Raw genomic sequence first — 16,539 nt, forward strand, 5'->3', positions numbered from 1 at the left:
GTTAATAGAGAAATAGAGCGAGGGACAAAGACATGAAATTGAATGAATTGGTTTCAACACTTACAATTGCAGAAATTATAGGGGAATGTAACATTACGATAACTGGCCTACAGACCGATTCGCGGAAGGTAGCTCCGGGTGATCTGTTTATCTGTTTACCTGGGCACACGGTTGATGGTCATGATTATGCTGCCCAAGCTGAAGAGAACGGAGCGGCGGCACTTGTTGTGGAGCGTCGTCTCGAAACAGAGCTTCCGCAGATTCTTGTTAAGGATTGTCGGTTTGCAATGGCAGTCATTGCAGATGCCTTCTTCGGATCTCCTAGCACGCACATGAATGTGATCGGCGTGACAGGAACGAATGGCAAAACGACAACAACATATCTCATTGAGAAAATGATGAATGATCATGGTGTGAATACGGGGCTTATTGGTACGATACAAATGCGCTATGGTGGACGCACATTCCCTATGTCAGGGACAACACCAGAAGCACTTGACTTACAACGCTCGCTAGATGATATGAGCGCGAACGGAGTTGAGTGCTGCGTGATGGAAGTTTCCTCGCATGCGCTTGAGCAAGGCCGAGTGAAGGGCACGGACTTCCGTACTGCTATTTTCACTAACCTCAGTCAGGATCATTTGGATTATCATAAATCAATGGAAGAATACCAAGCAGCTAAGGGATTATTCTTTGCTCGTCTTGGAAATAAATTCAACCACGATGTAAAACGCCGTAAACACGCGGTTCTTAATGCGGATGATCCGTCATCTGCTTATTTTGCCAAAATTACATCGGCTGAAATCATTACATACGGCATTGACGAACCAGCGGATGTTCGCGCATCTAATATATCAATCACAGCGCAAGGGACATACTTCCATCTCGATACTTTCCGCGGAAGCACAGACATTCAGCTTCGGATGGTAGGTAAATTCAATGTTTACAATGCTATGGCTGCTATCGCGGCAGGACTTTTGGAAGGAATTGAGCTTGAGGCTATTAAACGTAGCCTTGAATCTATTGCTGGTGTAGATGGTCGTGTGGAATCGGTAGATGCAGGTCAACCTTTTGCAGTAATCGTCGATTACGCCCACACACCGGATGGTCTTGAGAATGTACTTAAAACCGTTAAAGAGTTTGCTAAAGGTAGAGTGCTGACTGTATTCGGATGTGGTGGTGACCGTGACCGAACCAAACGTCCAATTATGGGCAAAATCGCTGCTAAATATAGTGATATGGCAATTGTAACTTCGGATAATCCGCGAACGGAAGATCCTGATCTAATCCTGAAGGATATTGAGCAGGGGTTACAAGAGGATCAAGTTCCGGAGAATCAATATATGCTTATTGTGGACCGCCGTAAAGCCATTCAAAAGGCTATTGAAATGGCAAGCCCTGACGATGTAGTATTGATTGCGGGGAAAGGTCATGAGACCTACCAAATCATTGGACACACGAAACATGACTTTGATGATCGTGTGATTGCCAAAGAAGCGATAAGGAGTATGGATCTGTGATTATAAGAACTTTGGGGGAAATCGCTGAAATGTGCGGGGGAAGCCTTGTACATAATCAGGATTCGAATATAGAAATTCAAGGTGTTATTACCGATTCGCGTCAAATCGCTCCAGGATGTCTGTTTGTGCCCTTGACCGGAGAACGATTTGACGGTCATGTATTTGCTGCACAAGCCTTGGAACAAGGCGCTGCAGGTGTCCTCTGGGAGCGGAGACATGGACAGGCGCCGCAGGGCGCGGTCATTGAAGTCGATGACACCCTTATTGCATTACAGCAGATGTCTCAAGTATATTTGCGTAATGTAGGGTGCCGTGTTGTCGGGATCACGGGTAGTAATGGCAAAACAACGACAAAAGATATGCTTTATTCACTTTTAAGTACAACATATAACGTTCATAAAACAGGTGGGAATTTCAATAATCATATTGGACTTCCACTTACGATCCTGAGTATGAAGCCAGATACAGATATTATTGTTCTTGAGATGGGTATGAGTGGAAGACAAGAAATTAGTACGCTCTCTGCTATTGCTTGCCCAGATGTGGCAGTCATTACGAACATTGGAGAAGCGCATCTGCTTCAACTAGGCTCAAGAGAAGAAATCGCTCGGGCTAAGGTTGAAATTATAAGTGGTCTGAAATCTGGTGGTTTGTTCATTTACAATGGAGATGAACCACTGATTCCACGGGTACTATCGGAACCGAACACGGTTAAACCACAATCTTTCCAGACATTTACTTTCGGGTTGAATGACACGAATGATAACTATCCGATAGGAATGATGTCACATAGTAGAGGTACTATTTTCACAACTCATCAGAATCCAGACCAAGGGCTGGATCTGCCTTTGCTCGGCCAGCATAACGTAGTTAATTGTCTTGCTGCCCTTGCGGTTGCTAGTCATTTCGGTATCAACGAAGAGGGAATTCGTAGCGGTCTAGCCAACTTAAATTTAACGAGCATGCGAATTGAGCAATTGACTGCACCTAGTGGTCTAACCATCTTAAATGACGCATACAACGCCAGCCCAACTTCGATGAAGGCTGCTATTGATGTGCTCCAAGGGCTCAAAGGGTACCGCAACAAAATAGCTGTTCTCGGGGACATGCTGGAACTTGGGCCACAGGAAGAAGAATTTCATGCGGGTATAGGTGAATATGTGGCTTCGGACAAAGTGGATATACTATGTACGTTTGGCATGTTATCAGAGAAAACGTCAGAGGCGGCGCGCGCTCATCGTCCAGATATGAAAGTCTCTTCTTTTACGGATAAGAAAGAATTAATTGAATATTTAATACAGCATCTTGGACCTAAAGATATCGTACTTGTTAAAGGTTCACGTGGGATGAAGCTGGAAGAAGTAGTGGATGCTCTAACAGAGGCTAACTTACACAATTAAAGAACGGAGGGGGTGAATCCATGGATTATCAACTATTATTGTTAACGATCGGCGTATCATTCATTCTTGCGGTTATTGCAGCACCTTTACTTATTCCTCTATTGAGGCGTATGAAGTTTGGTCAACAGGTTCGGGATGACGGGCCGCAAAGCCATCTGAAAAAGGCGGGAACCCCAACGATGGGTGGGGTTGTCATTATTGTTGCCTTTACTCTTTCCTATTTGAAATTTTCAGTAATTAATACGGACTTTTTTGTATTACTCGTTGCTACATTAGGCTTCGGTCTAATTGGCTTCTTAGATGATTATATTAAGATCGTATTTAAGCGTTCACTGGGTCTTACGGCACGCCAAAAGCTATTTGGACAGCTATTGTTTTCAGGGATCATGTGTTACTTGTTAATTCAAAATGGTCATAGTACGGCAATCAGTGTGCCGGGCACATCATGGTCATTTGACTGGGGCGGTTGGTTCTATTATCCATTTATTGTTATTATGATGCTTGCCATTAGTAATGCGGTCAATTTCACAGACGGTCTGGATGGTTTATTGTCTGGCGTGAGTGCTATTGCCTTAGGCGCATTTGCTATAGTGGCTATGCAGGCGACTTCGCTCCCCGCAGCAGTGTGTGCCGCAGCGATGATTGGTGCAGTCCTTGGGTTTTTGGTATTTAATGCGCATCCAGCAAAAGTCTTTATGGGAGACACGGGCTCACTCGGTATCGGTGGTGCGATTGGTGCTATTGCTATTGTAACGAAAAGCGAGCTGTTATTCTTAGTTATCGGTGGTATTTTTGTTATCGAAATGTTATCCGTGGTACTACAAGTTGCATCATTTAAAACACGCGGTAAACGAATATTTAAAATGAGTCCAATTCACCATCACTTTGAACTTAGTGGATGGTCGGAATGGCGAGTAGTCATCAGTTTCTGGGCAGTGGGCCTTGTACTGGCCGTTGTTGGACTTTACTTAAACAAGGGGTTGTAATTATGAAGCATCCAGAATCATACAAGGGACAAGAAATCGTAGTGCTTGGCTTAGCCAGAAGCGGTGTGCAGGTCGCTAAGGTGATGCATAATCTTGGGGCAATCGTTACGGTTAACGACCGTAAAGAAAAGGAAGAATGCCCCGAATCAGGCGAATTAGAAGAGCTTGGAATCAAGGTCATTTATGGAGGACATCCGGATGATCTGATTCATTCGGGTGTGAAACTGCTTGTGAAGAATCCGGGCATCCCATACTCCGTGTCACCTGTTCGTAAAGCAATCGAGCTTGGGGTGGAAGTGGTTACTGAAGTCGAAGTGGCTTTTCACCTTTGTAAAGCCCCTATCATTGGGATTACAGGTTCCAATGGTAAAACAACGACAACGACATGGGTTGGCAACATTTTAGAAGCTGCAGGCTTGCGCTCTATCGTGGCAGGTAATATTGGCACACCTCTATGTGAAGCTGCAATCCAGGCTGATGAGGATGATTGGATGGTCGTCGAGCTAAGTAGTTTTCAGCTCAAAGGAACAGAAGAGTTTCGGCCTCGAATTGCGTGTCTGCTTAATTTAGCGGAGACGCATTTAGACTATCATGGCGGAATGGAAGATTACGCGGCTTCTAAAGCGAAACTATTTGCTAATCAAGGAGAAGGAGATACCGCAGTCCTCAATTGGGATGATGCATACTGTCGTAGTCTTGTGCCTTATATGAAAGGTAAGCTGCTACCGTTCTCCACCAGTGAGGAACTGGTAGAGGGTGTTTATTTGAGTCCACCATACATAGCAGATACGGAGGATACACAAGCTCGTGATCTTGTGTACCGCGATTCAGAAGGACAGGTTAGTATCATCGTCCCTGTGGAAGAAATCGGTATTCCAGGGCGCTATAATGTAGCGAATGCTGCTGCTGCATGTGCGATTTCAATTGCAGCAGGAGCTCCAGTTTCTGCACTCAAGGGTCCGTTATCCTCTTTCCGTGGTGTTGAACACCGACTTGAATATGTAGCTAAGAAAGATGATGTCAGCTACTACAACAATTCCAAAGCTACGAATTCCAAAGCGACTACGATGGCTCTTACATCTTTTCAGGAGCCGATTATACTTATTGCGGGTGGACTTGACCGAGGTTCAGATTACATGGAATTAATTCCGGTTCTGAACGAACGAGTGAAGGCAATTGTGACACTTGGTGAAACTCGTCATAAAATTGAACAAGTTGCTGAACTTGCAGGATTAAAGCAAATTGCCGTCGTCGATACTGAAGAGGACGCCGCCACCACGCTTCAATCAGCTGTGAAGCAAGCTGCCGCTCTAGCAGAGGCCGGAGATATTGTTTTATTATCTCCAGCGTGTGCGAGTTGGGATATGTTTAGTTCATATGAAGAGCGTGGACGCATTTTTAAAGAGGCGGTGCATAATCTGTAAGTAGGGGGGTGGGATAAGCCCCTACTTTCGTTGCAAGAGGTGGCCTCCTCATGAATAAGACACGTCCGGCGCCAGATTTGTGGCTCCTGATCTGTATTGTTGGTTTACTCGTCATTGGAATGATTATGGTGTACAGTGCTGGCTCCGTGCGTGCCTTTCACGTATATGGAGATTCCTTTTATTTTGTTAAACGTCAGCTTCTCTTTGCTGTACTAGGACTTGTTGCAATGTACTTTACAGCTAATATGGACTATCACATTTGGCAAAAGTATGCAAAAGTTGGCTTGTTGATTTGTTTCGGACTGCTTATCCTTGTACTGATTCCTGGTATCGGTGCAGTAAGAGGTGGAGCACGTAGTTGGCTAGGGATCAGTTCGTTCGGAATTCAGCCCTCTGAATTTATGAAGCTAGGTATGATTTTGTTTTTAGCAAAGTGGCTGAGTAATGACAAGTGGGATATTACCTCGTTTACTAGAGGACTCCTACCTCCATTGGGATTAATCGGACTTGCCTTTGGCCTGATTATGTTACAACCGGATCTGGGGACTGGCACCGTTATGCTTGGCGCTGCGATGATGATTGTATTCACAGCCGGATCTCGTCTTAGTCATTTAGCGATGCTGGGTTTGACTGGCCTTGTTGGTTTTGCAGGTCTAATTATTGCAGCACCTTATCGCTTGCTTCGGATTACAGCCTTTCTAGATCCATGGTCTGATCCACTTGGTGCAGGGTATCAAATTATTCAGTCTTTATATGCCATCGGTCCCGGCGGTCTTGGAGGGCTTGGACTTGGAATGAGTCGGCAAAAATACAGTTATGTGCCTGAACCGCAGACGGATTTTATTTTCTCCATTCTGGCTGAAGAGCTAGGTTTCATTGGTGGGTTAATCGTATTGTTGCTGTTTCTAGTTCTCGTATGGCGCGGGATGCGTATTGCAATGACACTCCCTGACCGTTTCGGCAGCCTGCTGGCTGTAGGTATTGTCGGTATGGTTGCGGTACAGGTAGTCATTAACATAGGCGTCGTCATTGGAATGATGCCTGTAACAGGCATTACCTTACCGCTGATCAGTTATGGCGGATCATCATTAACCCTGATGTTAACTGCATTAGGCATTTTATTAAATCTATCACGTTATGCGAGGTGAAGAACATGCGCGTCGTGTTGACAGGTGGCGGTACGGGGGGGCATATTTACCCCGCTGTTGCTATTGCGAGGCAGTGTGAAGCGGATGATCCTACATCCGAGTTTTTATATATAGGTGGAACTAGAGGGCTTGAGAGTAAACTTGTTCCCCAAGAAAAGATTCCATTTAAATCCATTGATATCACAGGTTTTCGGCGGAAAATATCGACGGAGAATATAAAGACCGTTGTTCGTTTTCTTAAAGGTGTATCCAAATCTAAAAGGTTATTGGCTGACTTCAAACCAGATGTCGTTATTGGTACGGGCGGTTATGTATGTGGTCCGGTTGTTTATGCGGCTGCGAAAATGGGCATACCCTGCATCATTCATGAACAGAACGCTATTCCAGGCTTAACCAATACGTTTCTAAGCCGATATGTTACAACCGTAGCTGTCAGCTTTGAAGGGTCTGAAGGATTTTTTCCCAAAGGCAAACATGTGATTTACACAGGTAACCCACGCGCAACTACCGTACAATCGGCAAATCGTGAGCGTGGTTTTGCTTCGTTAGGTATTCCAAATGATAGTTCGGTTGTTTTGATTGTTGGAGGTAGCGTGGTGCCAAAACAATCAATGATGCGATGATAGATATGGCTCCTGGGCTGGCAGAAATGAAGCATATTCATTTTGTATATGTAACAGGCGATAGCTATTTTGATAAAACACGTGAGGAAATCCGCAGTAAGCTAGGGAGCATACCACACCACTTGCATATCATGCCTTATGTGCATAATATGCCGGAAGTACTAGCGGCGACGTCCCTAATCGTTAATCGAGCAGGCGCTTCCTTCTTAGCGGAGATCACCTCGCTCGGGATTCCCTCGATCCTGATTCCGTCACCGAATGTGACGAACAATCATCAGGAGGCTAATGCAAGGCAACTCGAGAAGGCGGGTGCTGCGAAGGTCATACTGGAAAAGGATTTAACGGGTGATAATTTATATCAATCTATTGAACAGATTATGAATGACCTTAAAGTGCAGCAGCTCATGTCATCTCATTCAAAAAGCCTCGGTAAACCAGATGCGGCAAATGTTATTGTTGAGGAAATGAGAAGGATTTCGAAGCGAAGCTGAAAGCTGGGAGCGATTGTCACACACCCGGAGCATTACATAATATACTCTATAATCGTGACAATCACCCATGGAATACCGGCATAACCCTCACGTGCCATATCTTTTCAACGAACGGGTATGGCTCTTTTCGGTCTGAAATTAAGGATGTCTTATGTGGAAAGGCTATTCGCTCGTAAAGCTGAGTGTTCTGGCTGAGAAGAGGGTTTAACGGGTCTCGAATTTGCAGGGGGTATACCGGGAACTGTTGGCGGGGCGGTCTACATGAACGCCGGAGCCGCGGGTCTGATGTGTCACGCATAATAAGTCCGCTGAGATTGTACTGGAAGCAGAGAATTGGTGACGTATTATGGCCTCAGCTTCAGGCATTCCGTTCTGTACGAATGTAAAGGCATAGGTACAGAAAATTGTTTCGAGTTGAAGGGAATGCGTATAAGGTTGGGCCAAATATCGAATCAGCAAGCCAATTTCATGTGAATAACCGGTCAAGCTACAGCAGAGGACGTGCTCGCCCTAATACACAGGGTTCAGGAGACAATCAAATCTGAATATAACATCTCTCTGAAATGTTTGTAGTGGGTGAGCGGTAAACTCGGAGGTGATACATTGGACAAATTGGTGATTGAGGGTGGTAAATCCCTATCAGGAACCGTACGCATCCATGGAGCAAAAAATGCTGCATTGCCAATTTTAGCGGCAAGCCTGCTGGCCGCAGGAAAAGTTCAGCTGAACAATGTTCCACGGCTTTTAGACATTGAAGTGATGCTGAACATCCTGGATCGGATCGGCTGCACCACCTTACAGGAGCAGGAAACGGTAACTGTGGATACGTCGTCAGCCAATTCGTTTCATGTACCGGAAGATTTGATGAAGCAAATGCGCTCTTCCATTTTTCTGATGGGTCCACTGCTTGCTCGGTTTGGAGAGGTAGCTATTTATCAGCCTGGTGGATGTGCTATTGGTGAACGTAAAATTGACTTGCATCTCCAAGGACTGAAAGCACTAGGAGCGGAGATTGAAGAGCAAGATCAGCAAATTGTCTGCAAAGCACGCAAACTGATTGGTGCCGATATCCACCTGGATTTTCCAAGCGTTGGAGCCACTGAGAATATTATGATGGCAGCAGCAACAGCTGATGGTACGACAACAATAACGAACGCAGCGAGAGAGCCGGAAATTCAGGATTTACAGCATTTTCTGAATAAAATGGGGGCAAGTATTATCGGAGCAGGAACCGATACCATTACCATTCAGGGTGTACAACAATTGTCAGCCTGCACATACGATATTATTCCTGACCGGATTGTTGCGGGTACAGTGATGATCGCAGCAGCTGCTACGCGTGGTAATGTCACGCTGACGCATTGTAATCCCTCGCATTTAAGTTCGCTTATTCATGTGCTCAAGCGGGCTGGTGTTCAAATCAGCATCTGCAATGATATAATGAATGTAAGCTGCATGAGTCGTCCTAAGGCGATTGAACGCATTGTGACGTCTCCTTATCCTTCATTCCCTACCGATTTACAATCACAGGTGATGGTACTGTTGTCCCTGGCTGATGGATTCAGTGTGATGAAGGAGACCGTCTTCGAGGGCCGTTTTAAACACGTAGATGAACTAGCAAGAATGGGTGCGGATATATCTATTGACTTCAGTAGTGCATTTATCCGCGGTGTTCAAAGATTGTATGGTGCTACAGTGGAAGCAACAGATTTAAGAGCAGGTGCAGCACTGGTTATTGCAGGACTTGCAGCCCAAGGGAAGACAACCGTGGAGCAAGTGCATCATATTGATCGTGGATATGATTGTATCGAATTGTTGTTTCAGAAACTAGGCGCAGACATTCATAGATTTAACGCAATACCGAAATCATTTGATTTAGCTAATTAAAGCCTTCTTTATCCCCTTCCGCTGTGGAGGGATAATAGGCATTTTGTGGAGAGTACCCTATGCCAAAAGCTCATATTCCTGTTTTAAAAGAAGACAAGCCTAAGAAAAAAGTTAGCCGTAGAATTATTTCCATTCTATTGTTATTATTTGTTGTTATTCTTTCTGTACTCTTTTTTCGTTCATCAATGAGCAAAGTAACCGAAATTCATTTTCTGGGAAATACTTTTACCTCTCGTGAACAACTAATACAGGTAAGTGGTCTTAAGATTGGCAACCAATATTTTGCAGTATCGCCATCGAAGATTGAATCTAAGCTATTGACGGTTAAATCAATAGAGAAGGCAACGGTAGAGAAGCATTTCCCCGGCGTTATTAATATTCAGATTGAGCAGTTCCCGACTGTGGCCTATGAATTGTCCGCACAAGGGACTTTGCAAGCTATTCTATCTAGTGGGGCAACCGTTACGGTTAACGAAAGTGGAATAGCTGTGGAGAAGCCCATTTTAACGAAGTGGGATGACGCTGACCCTTATAAAGCTAAGCTTTCGAATGCACTTGCTCAGATTCCTAATGAACTGACAGCGGATATATCAGAGATTATTCCGTCACCTACAGCATCTTTTCCAGACCGGATTAAACTCTATACTCGTTCGAGATTTGAGGTCATAACAGCGATCTCAATTCTGAAAGAGAAAGTAGAATATCTTAATCAAGTTATTGAGACAGAACAGCCAGGTCTGATCACGATGCTAGAGGCTGATTCGTATGTTCCCTTTGTGGCTGCTACAAACGATCAGGATGGGGAAAAGGCTACTACTAATGACTAGTAAAAAATGATACAATTACTTTTATGTACAAGGGATGACGACTCCCTCTTTTTCTTCAGATTTTTAATGGAGATAACAAATGTTGGCAGCAAAAAATTTGTAGAAAAAAGAGGGAAAGAAAAATGTGTGTTGAATATGTAGAGAGTGTGTTATCATTTCGTATTTCATTTTCTAAAAATAGGAGGTGCCACGGTTGAGCAACAATGACATCATTGTTAGTTTGGACATCGGTACATCCAAAGTTCGTGCTATTATTGGGGAAGTTAACAATGGAACCTTTAATATTATTGGAGTTGGATCTGCCGACTCAGAAGGAATTCGCAAGGGTGCAATTGTAGATATTGACCAGACTGTACAATCAATCCGTAATGCTGTTGATCACGCGGAACGTATGGTCGGTATTCAAATATCGGAGGTATATGTCGGCATTTCAGGGAATCACATTGGACTTCAATCAAGCCACGGAGTAGTGGCAGTATCGAACGAGGATCGGGAAATTGGCGAGGAAGACATTGAACGCGTGCTTAAAGCTGCTGAAGTTGTTGCATTGCCTCCTGACCGGGAAATTATTGATGTAGTCGCTAAACAATACGTAGTAGATGGCTTGGAGGGAATTCAAGATCCGCGCGGTATGATTGGCGTTCGTTTAGAAGTGGAAGCATCATTATTACAGGTGCTAAGACATCCATACATAATCTTTTGCGTTGTGTAGAGAAATCAGGATTGAAAATTAAAGACTTGGTTCTCATGTCACTGGGTGCCGGGCAACTTGCATTATCTAAAGATGAGAAAACCATGGGTTCTGTTCTGGTTGATATCGGAGCAGGTTCTACAACGGTTGCCATCTTTGAAGGTGGGGCTATTGTAGCTACCTCTACATTACCTATTGGTGGAGAATTTGTTACCAACGATATAGCTTATGGATTGCGTACTCTTACGGACCAAGCTGAGAAAGTTAAGTTGAAATATGGCTGTGCTCTGATGGATGATGCAGCTGTTGATGTAACTTTTAAAGTTGTTCGTATTGGTAGCAATGTGGAGAAAGAATTCAATCAAGAAGATTTGGCTGCTATAGTAGAGCCTCGTGTTCAGGAAATTTTTCATATGATTGGGCAGGAAGTGAAGCGTTTAGGGTACAACGAGCTTCCAGGCGGTTATATACTTACAGGTGGCACGGTCTCTATGCCAGGTGTTCTACAGGTGGCTCAAAGTGAACTTGCGGCTTCGGTCAGAATTGCTGTTCCAGATTATATTGGTGTAAGAGATCCGGGTTACACCAGCGGAGTCGGCGTTTTGCATAACGTCATTCGAAATATCCGAGTTCGTAGTGCAAGCAGTATGAACACGAAGAAACCGGTTAATCGTACGAAGGCGAATCCTGTAACTAATCCAGAGACAACCCAGAAACCAGGATTAATCGAACGTCTCAAAAATATGTTCAGTGAATTCATATAAGCAGGTTCCATATAAAAGTGGACAGGCCATCCATGCACAATGAGGGGGAGATGGGGAAATATGTTGGAATTTGATTTTGAAATGGAAAGCTTGGCGCAGATAAAGGTAATAGGGGTGGGCGGCGGCGGAAGCAATGCAGTCAACCGTATGATTGAAAATGGCGTACAAGGCGTAGAATTCATTACGGTGAATACCGACGCTCAAGCTTTGCATATGGCCAAATCGGAACACAAGCTACAAATTGGTGATAAATTAACTCGTGGACTTGGAGCCGGCGCTAACCCTGATGTGGGTAAGAAAGCGGCAGAAGAATCCCGTGAATTGATCATGAATACCCTTAAGGGTGCAGATATGGTATTTGTTACAGCTGGTATGGGAGGCGGAACCGGTACGGGTGCTGCTCCTGTAATCGCTGAAATTGCTAAGGAGTGCGGTGCGCTTACAGTTGGTGTTGTAACGCGTCCGTTTACTTTTGAAGGCCGTAAGCGCTCATTACAAGCAGAGCTGGGTATTGAAGGACTTAAAGAAAAAGTCGATACTCTTATTGTTATCCCTAATGATCGTCTATTAGAAATTGTGGATAAGAAGACGCCAATGCTCGAAGCTTTCCGCGAAGCAGATAATGTTCTTCGTCAAGCTGTACAAGGTATTTCTGATTTGATCGCTGTTCCGGGTCTAATTAACCTTGACTTTGCAGATGTGAAGACGATTATGACTGAACGTGGATCAGCACTTATGGGAATCGGTATGGCAACAGGTGAGAATCGAGCTGCTGAGGCTGCTCGTAAAGCCATTATGAGTCCATTACTTGAAACTTCAATTGAGGGAGCTCTTGGCGTCATTATGAATATTACCGGCGGAACGAATCTGTCGCTATATGAAGTCAATGAAGCTGCTGAAATTGTAACCTCGGCTTCTGATCCAGAAGTAAATATGATCTTTGGTGCCATTATCGAAGAGAATATGAAGGATGAAATCAAGGTTACGGTTATTGCAACCGGATTTGAGCATCGTAAAGTTCAACAACATGCTCCTATTCGTAAACCGGGTACTCCACCTAGTGAACCGGCTGCAGCAACGGACAATCGAAATAATAATAACAACCTGCGTCCTTTTGGCAATCAGCCAAGTAACGACCAGTTGGATATTCCGACATTCTTGCGCAACCGTTCACGTCAAAATAACGAATAGCATAGCTTTGTTTAATATCAAGCCTGTCATTCTTGCGAATGACAGGCTTTTTCTATATATCTGCCTCTATGAATTGAAACTTCCATGATAAAGTAACGGAACTCGACAAAAAAAGTTGAGTATTCCCTCCCCATTTTGACAGACTTTGAATTTCATTCTTTTTATACTAAACACATCTCCCAAAAAACAAAAGATACGTAAGCTTCTACACGGTGTGTGCAAGAGGATTACACAAGAGTCGGGCAGGTGAGAACAACTGGTTGTATATATTGATCTTATCTTCATCACTAACCTGCTAATTGATGGCGCACTATTGTGGCTTACGGCTTGGATGCGTAAACAGAGGCCTTCTTGGTGGAGATTGATCACTTCCGCTGCCATAGGTGCATTATACGTTGTGATGATGTTTGTGCCGCAGCTTTCATTCATGTATACCTTTATGCTTAAGATCGGTTTGTCTTTGATTATGCTTTGGGTTGCTTTTGGTTTTGGAAGTCTTCAGCATTACATCCGCAACATGGGAGCTTTTTATATGATTAATTTTGCGGCAGCCGGAGGAATTATTGGTATTCACTATCTGTTACAAAATTCGGGAGAGATATTCAGTGGTATTTGGTTTACAGCATCCGGCGGGCTTTCATTTGAACTGAAGATTGGTTTCTGGTTTACGTTCATTTTGGTTTTTGTCATATTGCTGTGGTTTAAGTTGGTGCAGTCCACACGCCGCACACTCGAAAATAGACATACCTATATTGGAGAGGTAAAAGTACAAATCGGGGATTATTCGGTGAGTTGCAAAGGACTACTTGATACAGGGAATCAGCTGAACGATCCGCTGACCAGAATACCAGTTATGATTATGGAGGCATCCCTTTGGGAAGATCGACTCCCTCCATCATGGAAAGGGAGATTGGCTGGGGGAGAACCGGACAAACTGGTGCTTGAACTCGATGGCACCGATTTTGAATGGCAAGATCGATTACGGCTCGTTCCTTACCGTGGTGTTAACCGGGATGTTGCATTTATGCTTGCCATTAAGCCCGATGTGGTGGAAATTCGCATAGGTGATCAGGTGAGCCAAGCTACGAGAGTATTGATTGGACTTGATGGAGGGCAACTGTCCCATGAACGAACGTATCAAGCGATTATTCATCCTGATTTAATACAGGATAGGCAGGAGACAGATAGTTCCTCTCCTCTATCAGTGGCACAAACGACTCATACACATTCATAGAACAAGTTTGCTAAAGTGGTTTCCACATACGGAAGCTAGTCTGTATTAATGAAGATAGTTTTCCCTTGGAAAACTAAGATGATGCTTACGAAGATAGCTTCCCTTTGGGAAGCCAAGATGATGCTTACGAAGATAGCTTCCCTTCGGGAAGCTTTTAGGAGGACGAGAGATGCTCGTTAAATGGAGACTTGTGATGCAGTTGCAGTATTACAGAATGCTATTTTTGTTTGGACTTAAAAGTGAGGAGATTTACTACATAGGCGGGAGTGAAGCGCTGCCTCCACCGTTAACGCGGGAAGAGGAGGAATATTTATTACAGCGCCTGACTACGGGTGATGCGGCTATTCGCGCGATGCTAATAGAGCGAAATCTACGTCTGGTGGTCTATATTGCCCGTAAATTTGAGAACACAGGAATTAATATTGAGGATCTAGTGTCTATCGGAGCGATCGGATTGATTAAAGCTGTAAATACGTTTGATCCGGAGAAAAAAATTAAGCTTGCCACGTATGCTTCGCGATGCATTGAGAACGAGATCCTTATGTATTTGCGCCGAAATAGTAAAATTCGCAGTGAGGTTTCTTTTGATGAGCCACTTAATATTGATTGGGACGGCAATGAATTGCTTCTCTCCGATGTATTGGGTACGGAAAATGACACCATCTATCGTAATATCGAAGAGCAGGTAGACCGTAAGTTACTGCATAAAGCTTTGGATAAACTGACAGAGCGAGAGCGTATTATCATGGAACTACGTTTTGGTCTCCAAGATGGTGAAGAGAAGACTCAAAAAGATGTGGCAGATATGCTCGGAATTTCACAATCTTATATTTCGAGACTAGAGAAGCGAATTATCAAGCGTTTGCGCAAGGAATTCAATAAGATGGTCTAGAGGATGGAATCGTTAGGAATAAAATGAGCCCTCAGGGAGATAATGTACATTAATGTTTCTCCTTGGGAGGTAAATCATCATGACCCGAAACAAAGTCGAAATCTGCGGAGTGGATACTGCAAAATTACCCGTTCTGACAAATGCAGAAATGCGGGAATTATTCCATTCTCTTCAACAAAATAATGAAAGACCAGCGAGAGAAAAGCTGGTAAATGGCAATCTCAGACTGGTCCTTAGTGTCATTCAGCGTTTTAATAATCGGGGGGAATTTGTCGACGATCTGTTTCAGGTAGGCTGTATTGGACTTATGAAAGCCATTGATAATTTTGATTTGTCGCAAAATGTTAAATTTTCTACCTATGCGGTGCCGATGATCATTGGCGAAATCCGCAGGTACTTAAGAGATAACAACCCAATTCGCGTATCACGTTCATTGCGGGACATTGCTTATAAAGCACTGCAAGTTCGTGATACGTTAACGAATCAGAATTCCAGAGAACCAACCATTTTTGAAATTTCAGAAGTGCTCAATGTGCCGAAAGAAGATGTTGTATTTGCATTGGATGCCATTCAAGACCCTGTGTCTCTATTTGAGCCCATTTATCATGATGGCGGTGATCCGATATTTGTAATGGATCAAATTAGCGACGATAAGAACAAAGATGTGGCTTGGATTGAAGAAATCGCACTGCGTGACGCAATGCAGCGTTTGGGACAGCGGGAAAAAATGATCTTGTCCATGCGTTTCTTTGAGGGTAAGACCCAAATGGAAGTTGCCGATGAAATCGGTATTTCTCAGGCGCAAGTATCTCGCTTAGAAAAATCAGCCATCCAGCAAATGCAAAAACATGTAAAATCGTAATTTTCCAGGTACGGTGTACCAATCAGGCGATCCTTTTTATAAGGATCGCCTTTTATATGATGTAAACTTAACGAGATTGAAATAAATAAGGCATTTTGCCCAGTACCTACATATATTAATCATAAGGGACGGATTCGTTTGTACTTCTCGAACTGAATTTAGTAAACCGGATGGTGGGGAAATCATGAAAATTTCGGATTTTCAAACAAAAGATGTGATCAATATCGTAGATGGAAAGAGACTAGGACAAATCAGTGATTTGGAGCTAGACCTGCGCCAAGGGCGGATTGATGCTATTGTTGTTCCTAGTTATAGTAAGCTCAGAGGGATTTTTGGTGGTGGAAGTGACTTGATCATCCCTTGGCGTAACATTGTTAAAATAGGTTCAGATGTGGTGCTCGTAAAAATAGAAGATCTTAAAGCAACGATCAATACAGCAGAAGAAAAAGAAACTGGATACCTTGAACGCCCTGAACGAGCAGATCGACGGACATTTCGTGAAATTTGACCTATGATGCCATTCACATATGCGACTAACAGTGATTTGCTATAGTGTAAATGCTGGGTAGCGGTATAACGTGGCTTGTTATGGTAAACTG

12 protein-coding genes and 3 pseudogenes are annotated in these 16,539 nt (G+C 43.8%); all 15 read left to right on the forward strand.

The features are described from left to right. The first annotated feature begins 32 nt into the window (after window positions 1–32). Window positions 33–1,520, forward strand: coding sequence for a UDP-N-acetylmuramoyl-L-alanyl-D-glutamate--2,6-diaminopimelate ligase (locus tag JCM16418_RS04855; RefSeq protein WP_036646697.1), 1,488 nt, complete (start codon window positions 33–35; stop codon window positions 1,518–1,520). After that, entirely contained in the window at window positions 1,517–2,920 is a 1,404-nt protein-coding gene (locus JCM16418_RS04860) for a UDP-N-acetylmuramoyl-tripeptide--D-alanyl-D-alanine ligase (RefSeq protein ID WP_036646699.1), read from the forward strand. The genes JCM16418_RS04855 and JCM16418_RS04860 overlap by 4 nt, the downstream gene beginning before the upstream one ends. 20 nt (window positions 2,921–2,940) lie before the next feature. Then, window positions 2,941–3,906, forward strand: a complete 966-nt coding sequence (gene mraY / locus JCM16418_RS04865) for a phospho-N-acetylmuramoyl-pentapeptide-transferase (protein ID WP_036646702.1) — start codon at window positions 2,941–2,943, stop codon at window positions 3,904–3,906. Between the two features lie 2 nt (window positions 3,907–3,908). Continuing rightward, entirely contained in the window at window positions 3,909–5,330 is a 1,422-nt protein-coding gene (gene murD / locus JCM16418_RS04870; RefSeq protein ID WP_036646705.1) for a UDP-N-acetylmuramoyl-L-alanine--D-glutamate ligase, read from the forward strand. Between the two features lie 50 nt (window positions 5,331–5,380). Beyond that, window positions 5,381–6,478 (forward strand): stage V sporulation protein E, encoded by a 1,098-nt coding sequence (gene spoVE / locus JCM16418_RS04875; RefSeq protein WP_036646710.1) that lies wholly within the window; start codon window positions 5,381–5,383, stop codon window positions 6,476–6,478. Window positions 6,479–6,483: 5 nt separating this feature from the next. Further along, window positions 6,484–7,592, forward strand: a pseudogene (murG, locus tag JCM16418_RS04880) (undecaprenyldiphospho-muramoylpentapeptide beta-N-acetylglucosaminyltransferase). A gap of 160 nt (window positions 7,593–7,752) precedes the next feature. Next, window positions 7,753–8,165 (forward strand): annotated as a pseudogene (locus tag JCM16418_RS27005) (FAD-binding protein); the annotation flags it as partial. 30 nt (window positions 8,166–8,195) lie between these two features. Beyond that, window positions 8,196–9,479, forward strand: coding sequence for a UDP-N-acetylglucosamine 1-carboxyvinyltransferase (gene murA, locus JCM16418_RS04885; RefSeq protein ID WP_036646711.1), 1,284 nt, complete (start codon window positions 8,196–8,198; stop codon window positions 9,477–9,479). Window positions 9,480–9,538: 59 nt separating this feature from the next. Beyond that, on the forward strand, window positions 9,539–10,306 hold the full coding sequence (locus JCM16418_RS04890; RefSeq protein ID WP_036646712.1) for a cell division protein FtsQ/DivIB: 768 nt from the start codon (window positions 9,539–9,541) through the stop codon (window positions 10,304–10,306). A 193-nt stretch (window positions 10,307–10,499) separates the two neighbouring features. After that, window positions 10,500–11,761, forward strand: a pseudogene (gene ftsA, locus JCM16418_RS04895) (cell division protein FtsA). 60 nt (window positions 11,762–11,821) lie between these two features. Then, window positions 11,822–12,952 (forward strand): cell division protein FtsZ, encoded by a 1,131-nt coding sequence (ftsZ, locus tag JCM16418_RS04900; protein WP_036646713.1) that lies wholly within the window; start codon window positions 11,822–11,824, stop codon window positions 12,950–12,952. A 256-nt stretch (window positions 12,953–13,208) separates the two neighbouring features. Then, window positions 13,209–14,186, forward strand: coding sequence for a sigma-E processing peptidase SpoIIGA (spoIIGA, locus tag JCM16418_RS04905; protein WP_036646714.1), 978 nt, complete (start codon window positions 13,209–13,211; stop codon window positions 14,184–14,186). A gap of 169 nt (window positions 14,187–14,355) precedes the next feature. Beyond that, entirely contained in the window at window positions 14,356–15,078 is a 723-nt protein-coding gene (sigE, locus tag JCM16418_RS04910) for an RNA polymerase sporulation sigma factor SigE (protein ID WP_036646715.1), read from the forward strand. A gap of 79 nt (window positions 15,079–15,157) precedes the next feature. Continuing rightward, a complete protein-coding gene (gene sigG / locus JCM16418_RS04915) occupies window positions 15,158–15,940 on the forward strand; it encodes an RNA polymerase sporulation sigma factor SigG (RefSeq protein WP_036646718.1) in 783 nt (260 codons plus the stop codon). A gap of 184 nt (window positions 15,941–16,124) precedes the next feature. Further along, window positions 16,125–16,448 carry a YlmC/YmxH family sporulation protein gene (locus JCM16418_RS04920; RefSeq protein ID WP_036646721.1) on the forward strand — a complete coding sequence of 108 codons (324 nt, stop codon included), beginning with the start codon at window positions 16,125–16,127 and terminating at the stop codon, window positions 16,446–16,448. Window positions 16,449–16,539 lie beyond the last annotated feature (91 nt).

This window comes from Paenibacillus pini JCM 16418 (genome assembly GCF_000576305.1).
Taxonomy (GTDB): domain Bacteria; phylum Bacillota; class Bacilli; order Paenibacillales; family Paenibacillaceae; genus Paenibacillus_AQ; species Paenibacillus_AQ pini.

What these genes read in the sequence shown, in the direction of transcription:
- JCM16418_RS04855 (WP_036646697.1), top strand. Translation starts at nt 33, where the DNA reads ATGAAATTGAATGAATTGGTTTCAACACTTACAATTGCAGAAATTATA.
- mraY (WP_036646702.1), top strand. Translation starts at nt 2,941, where the DNA reads ATGGATTATCAACTATTATTGTTAACGATCGGCGTATCATTCATTCTT.
- murD (WP_036646705.1), top strand. Translation starts at nt 3,909, where the DNA reads ATGAAGCATCCAGAATCATACAAGGGACAAGAAATCGTAGTGCTTGGC.
- spoVE (WP_036646710.1), top strand. Translation starts at nt 5,381, where the DNA reads ATGAATAAGACACGTCCGGCGCCAGATTTGTGGCTCCTGATCTGTATT.
- JCM16418_RS04890 (WP_036646712.1), top strand. Translation starts at nt 9,539, where the DNA reads ATGCCAAAAGCTCATATTCCTGTTTTAAAAGAAGACAAGCCTAAGAAA.
- ftsZ (WP_036646713.1), top strand. Translation starts at nt 11,822, where the DNA reads ATGTTGGAATTTGATTTTGAAATGGAAAGCTTGGCGCAGATAAAGGTA.
- sigE (WP_036646715.1), top strand. Translation starts at nt 14,356, where the DNA reads ATGCTCGTTAAATGGAGACTTGTGATGCAGTTGCAGTATTACAGAATG.
- sigG (WP_036646718.1), top strand. Translation starts at nt 15,158, where the DNA reads ATGACCCGAAACAAAGTCGAAATCTGCGGAGTGGATACTGCAAAATTA.
- JCM16418_RS04920 (WP_036646721.1), top strand. Translation starts at nt 16,125, where the DNA reads ATGAAAATTTCGGATTTTCAAACAAAAGATGTGATCAATATCGTAGAT.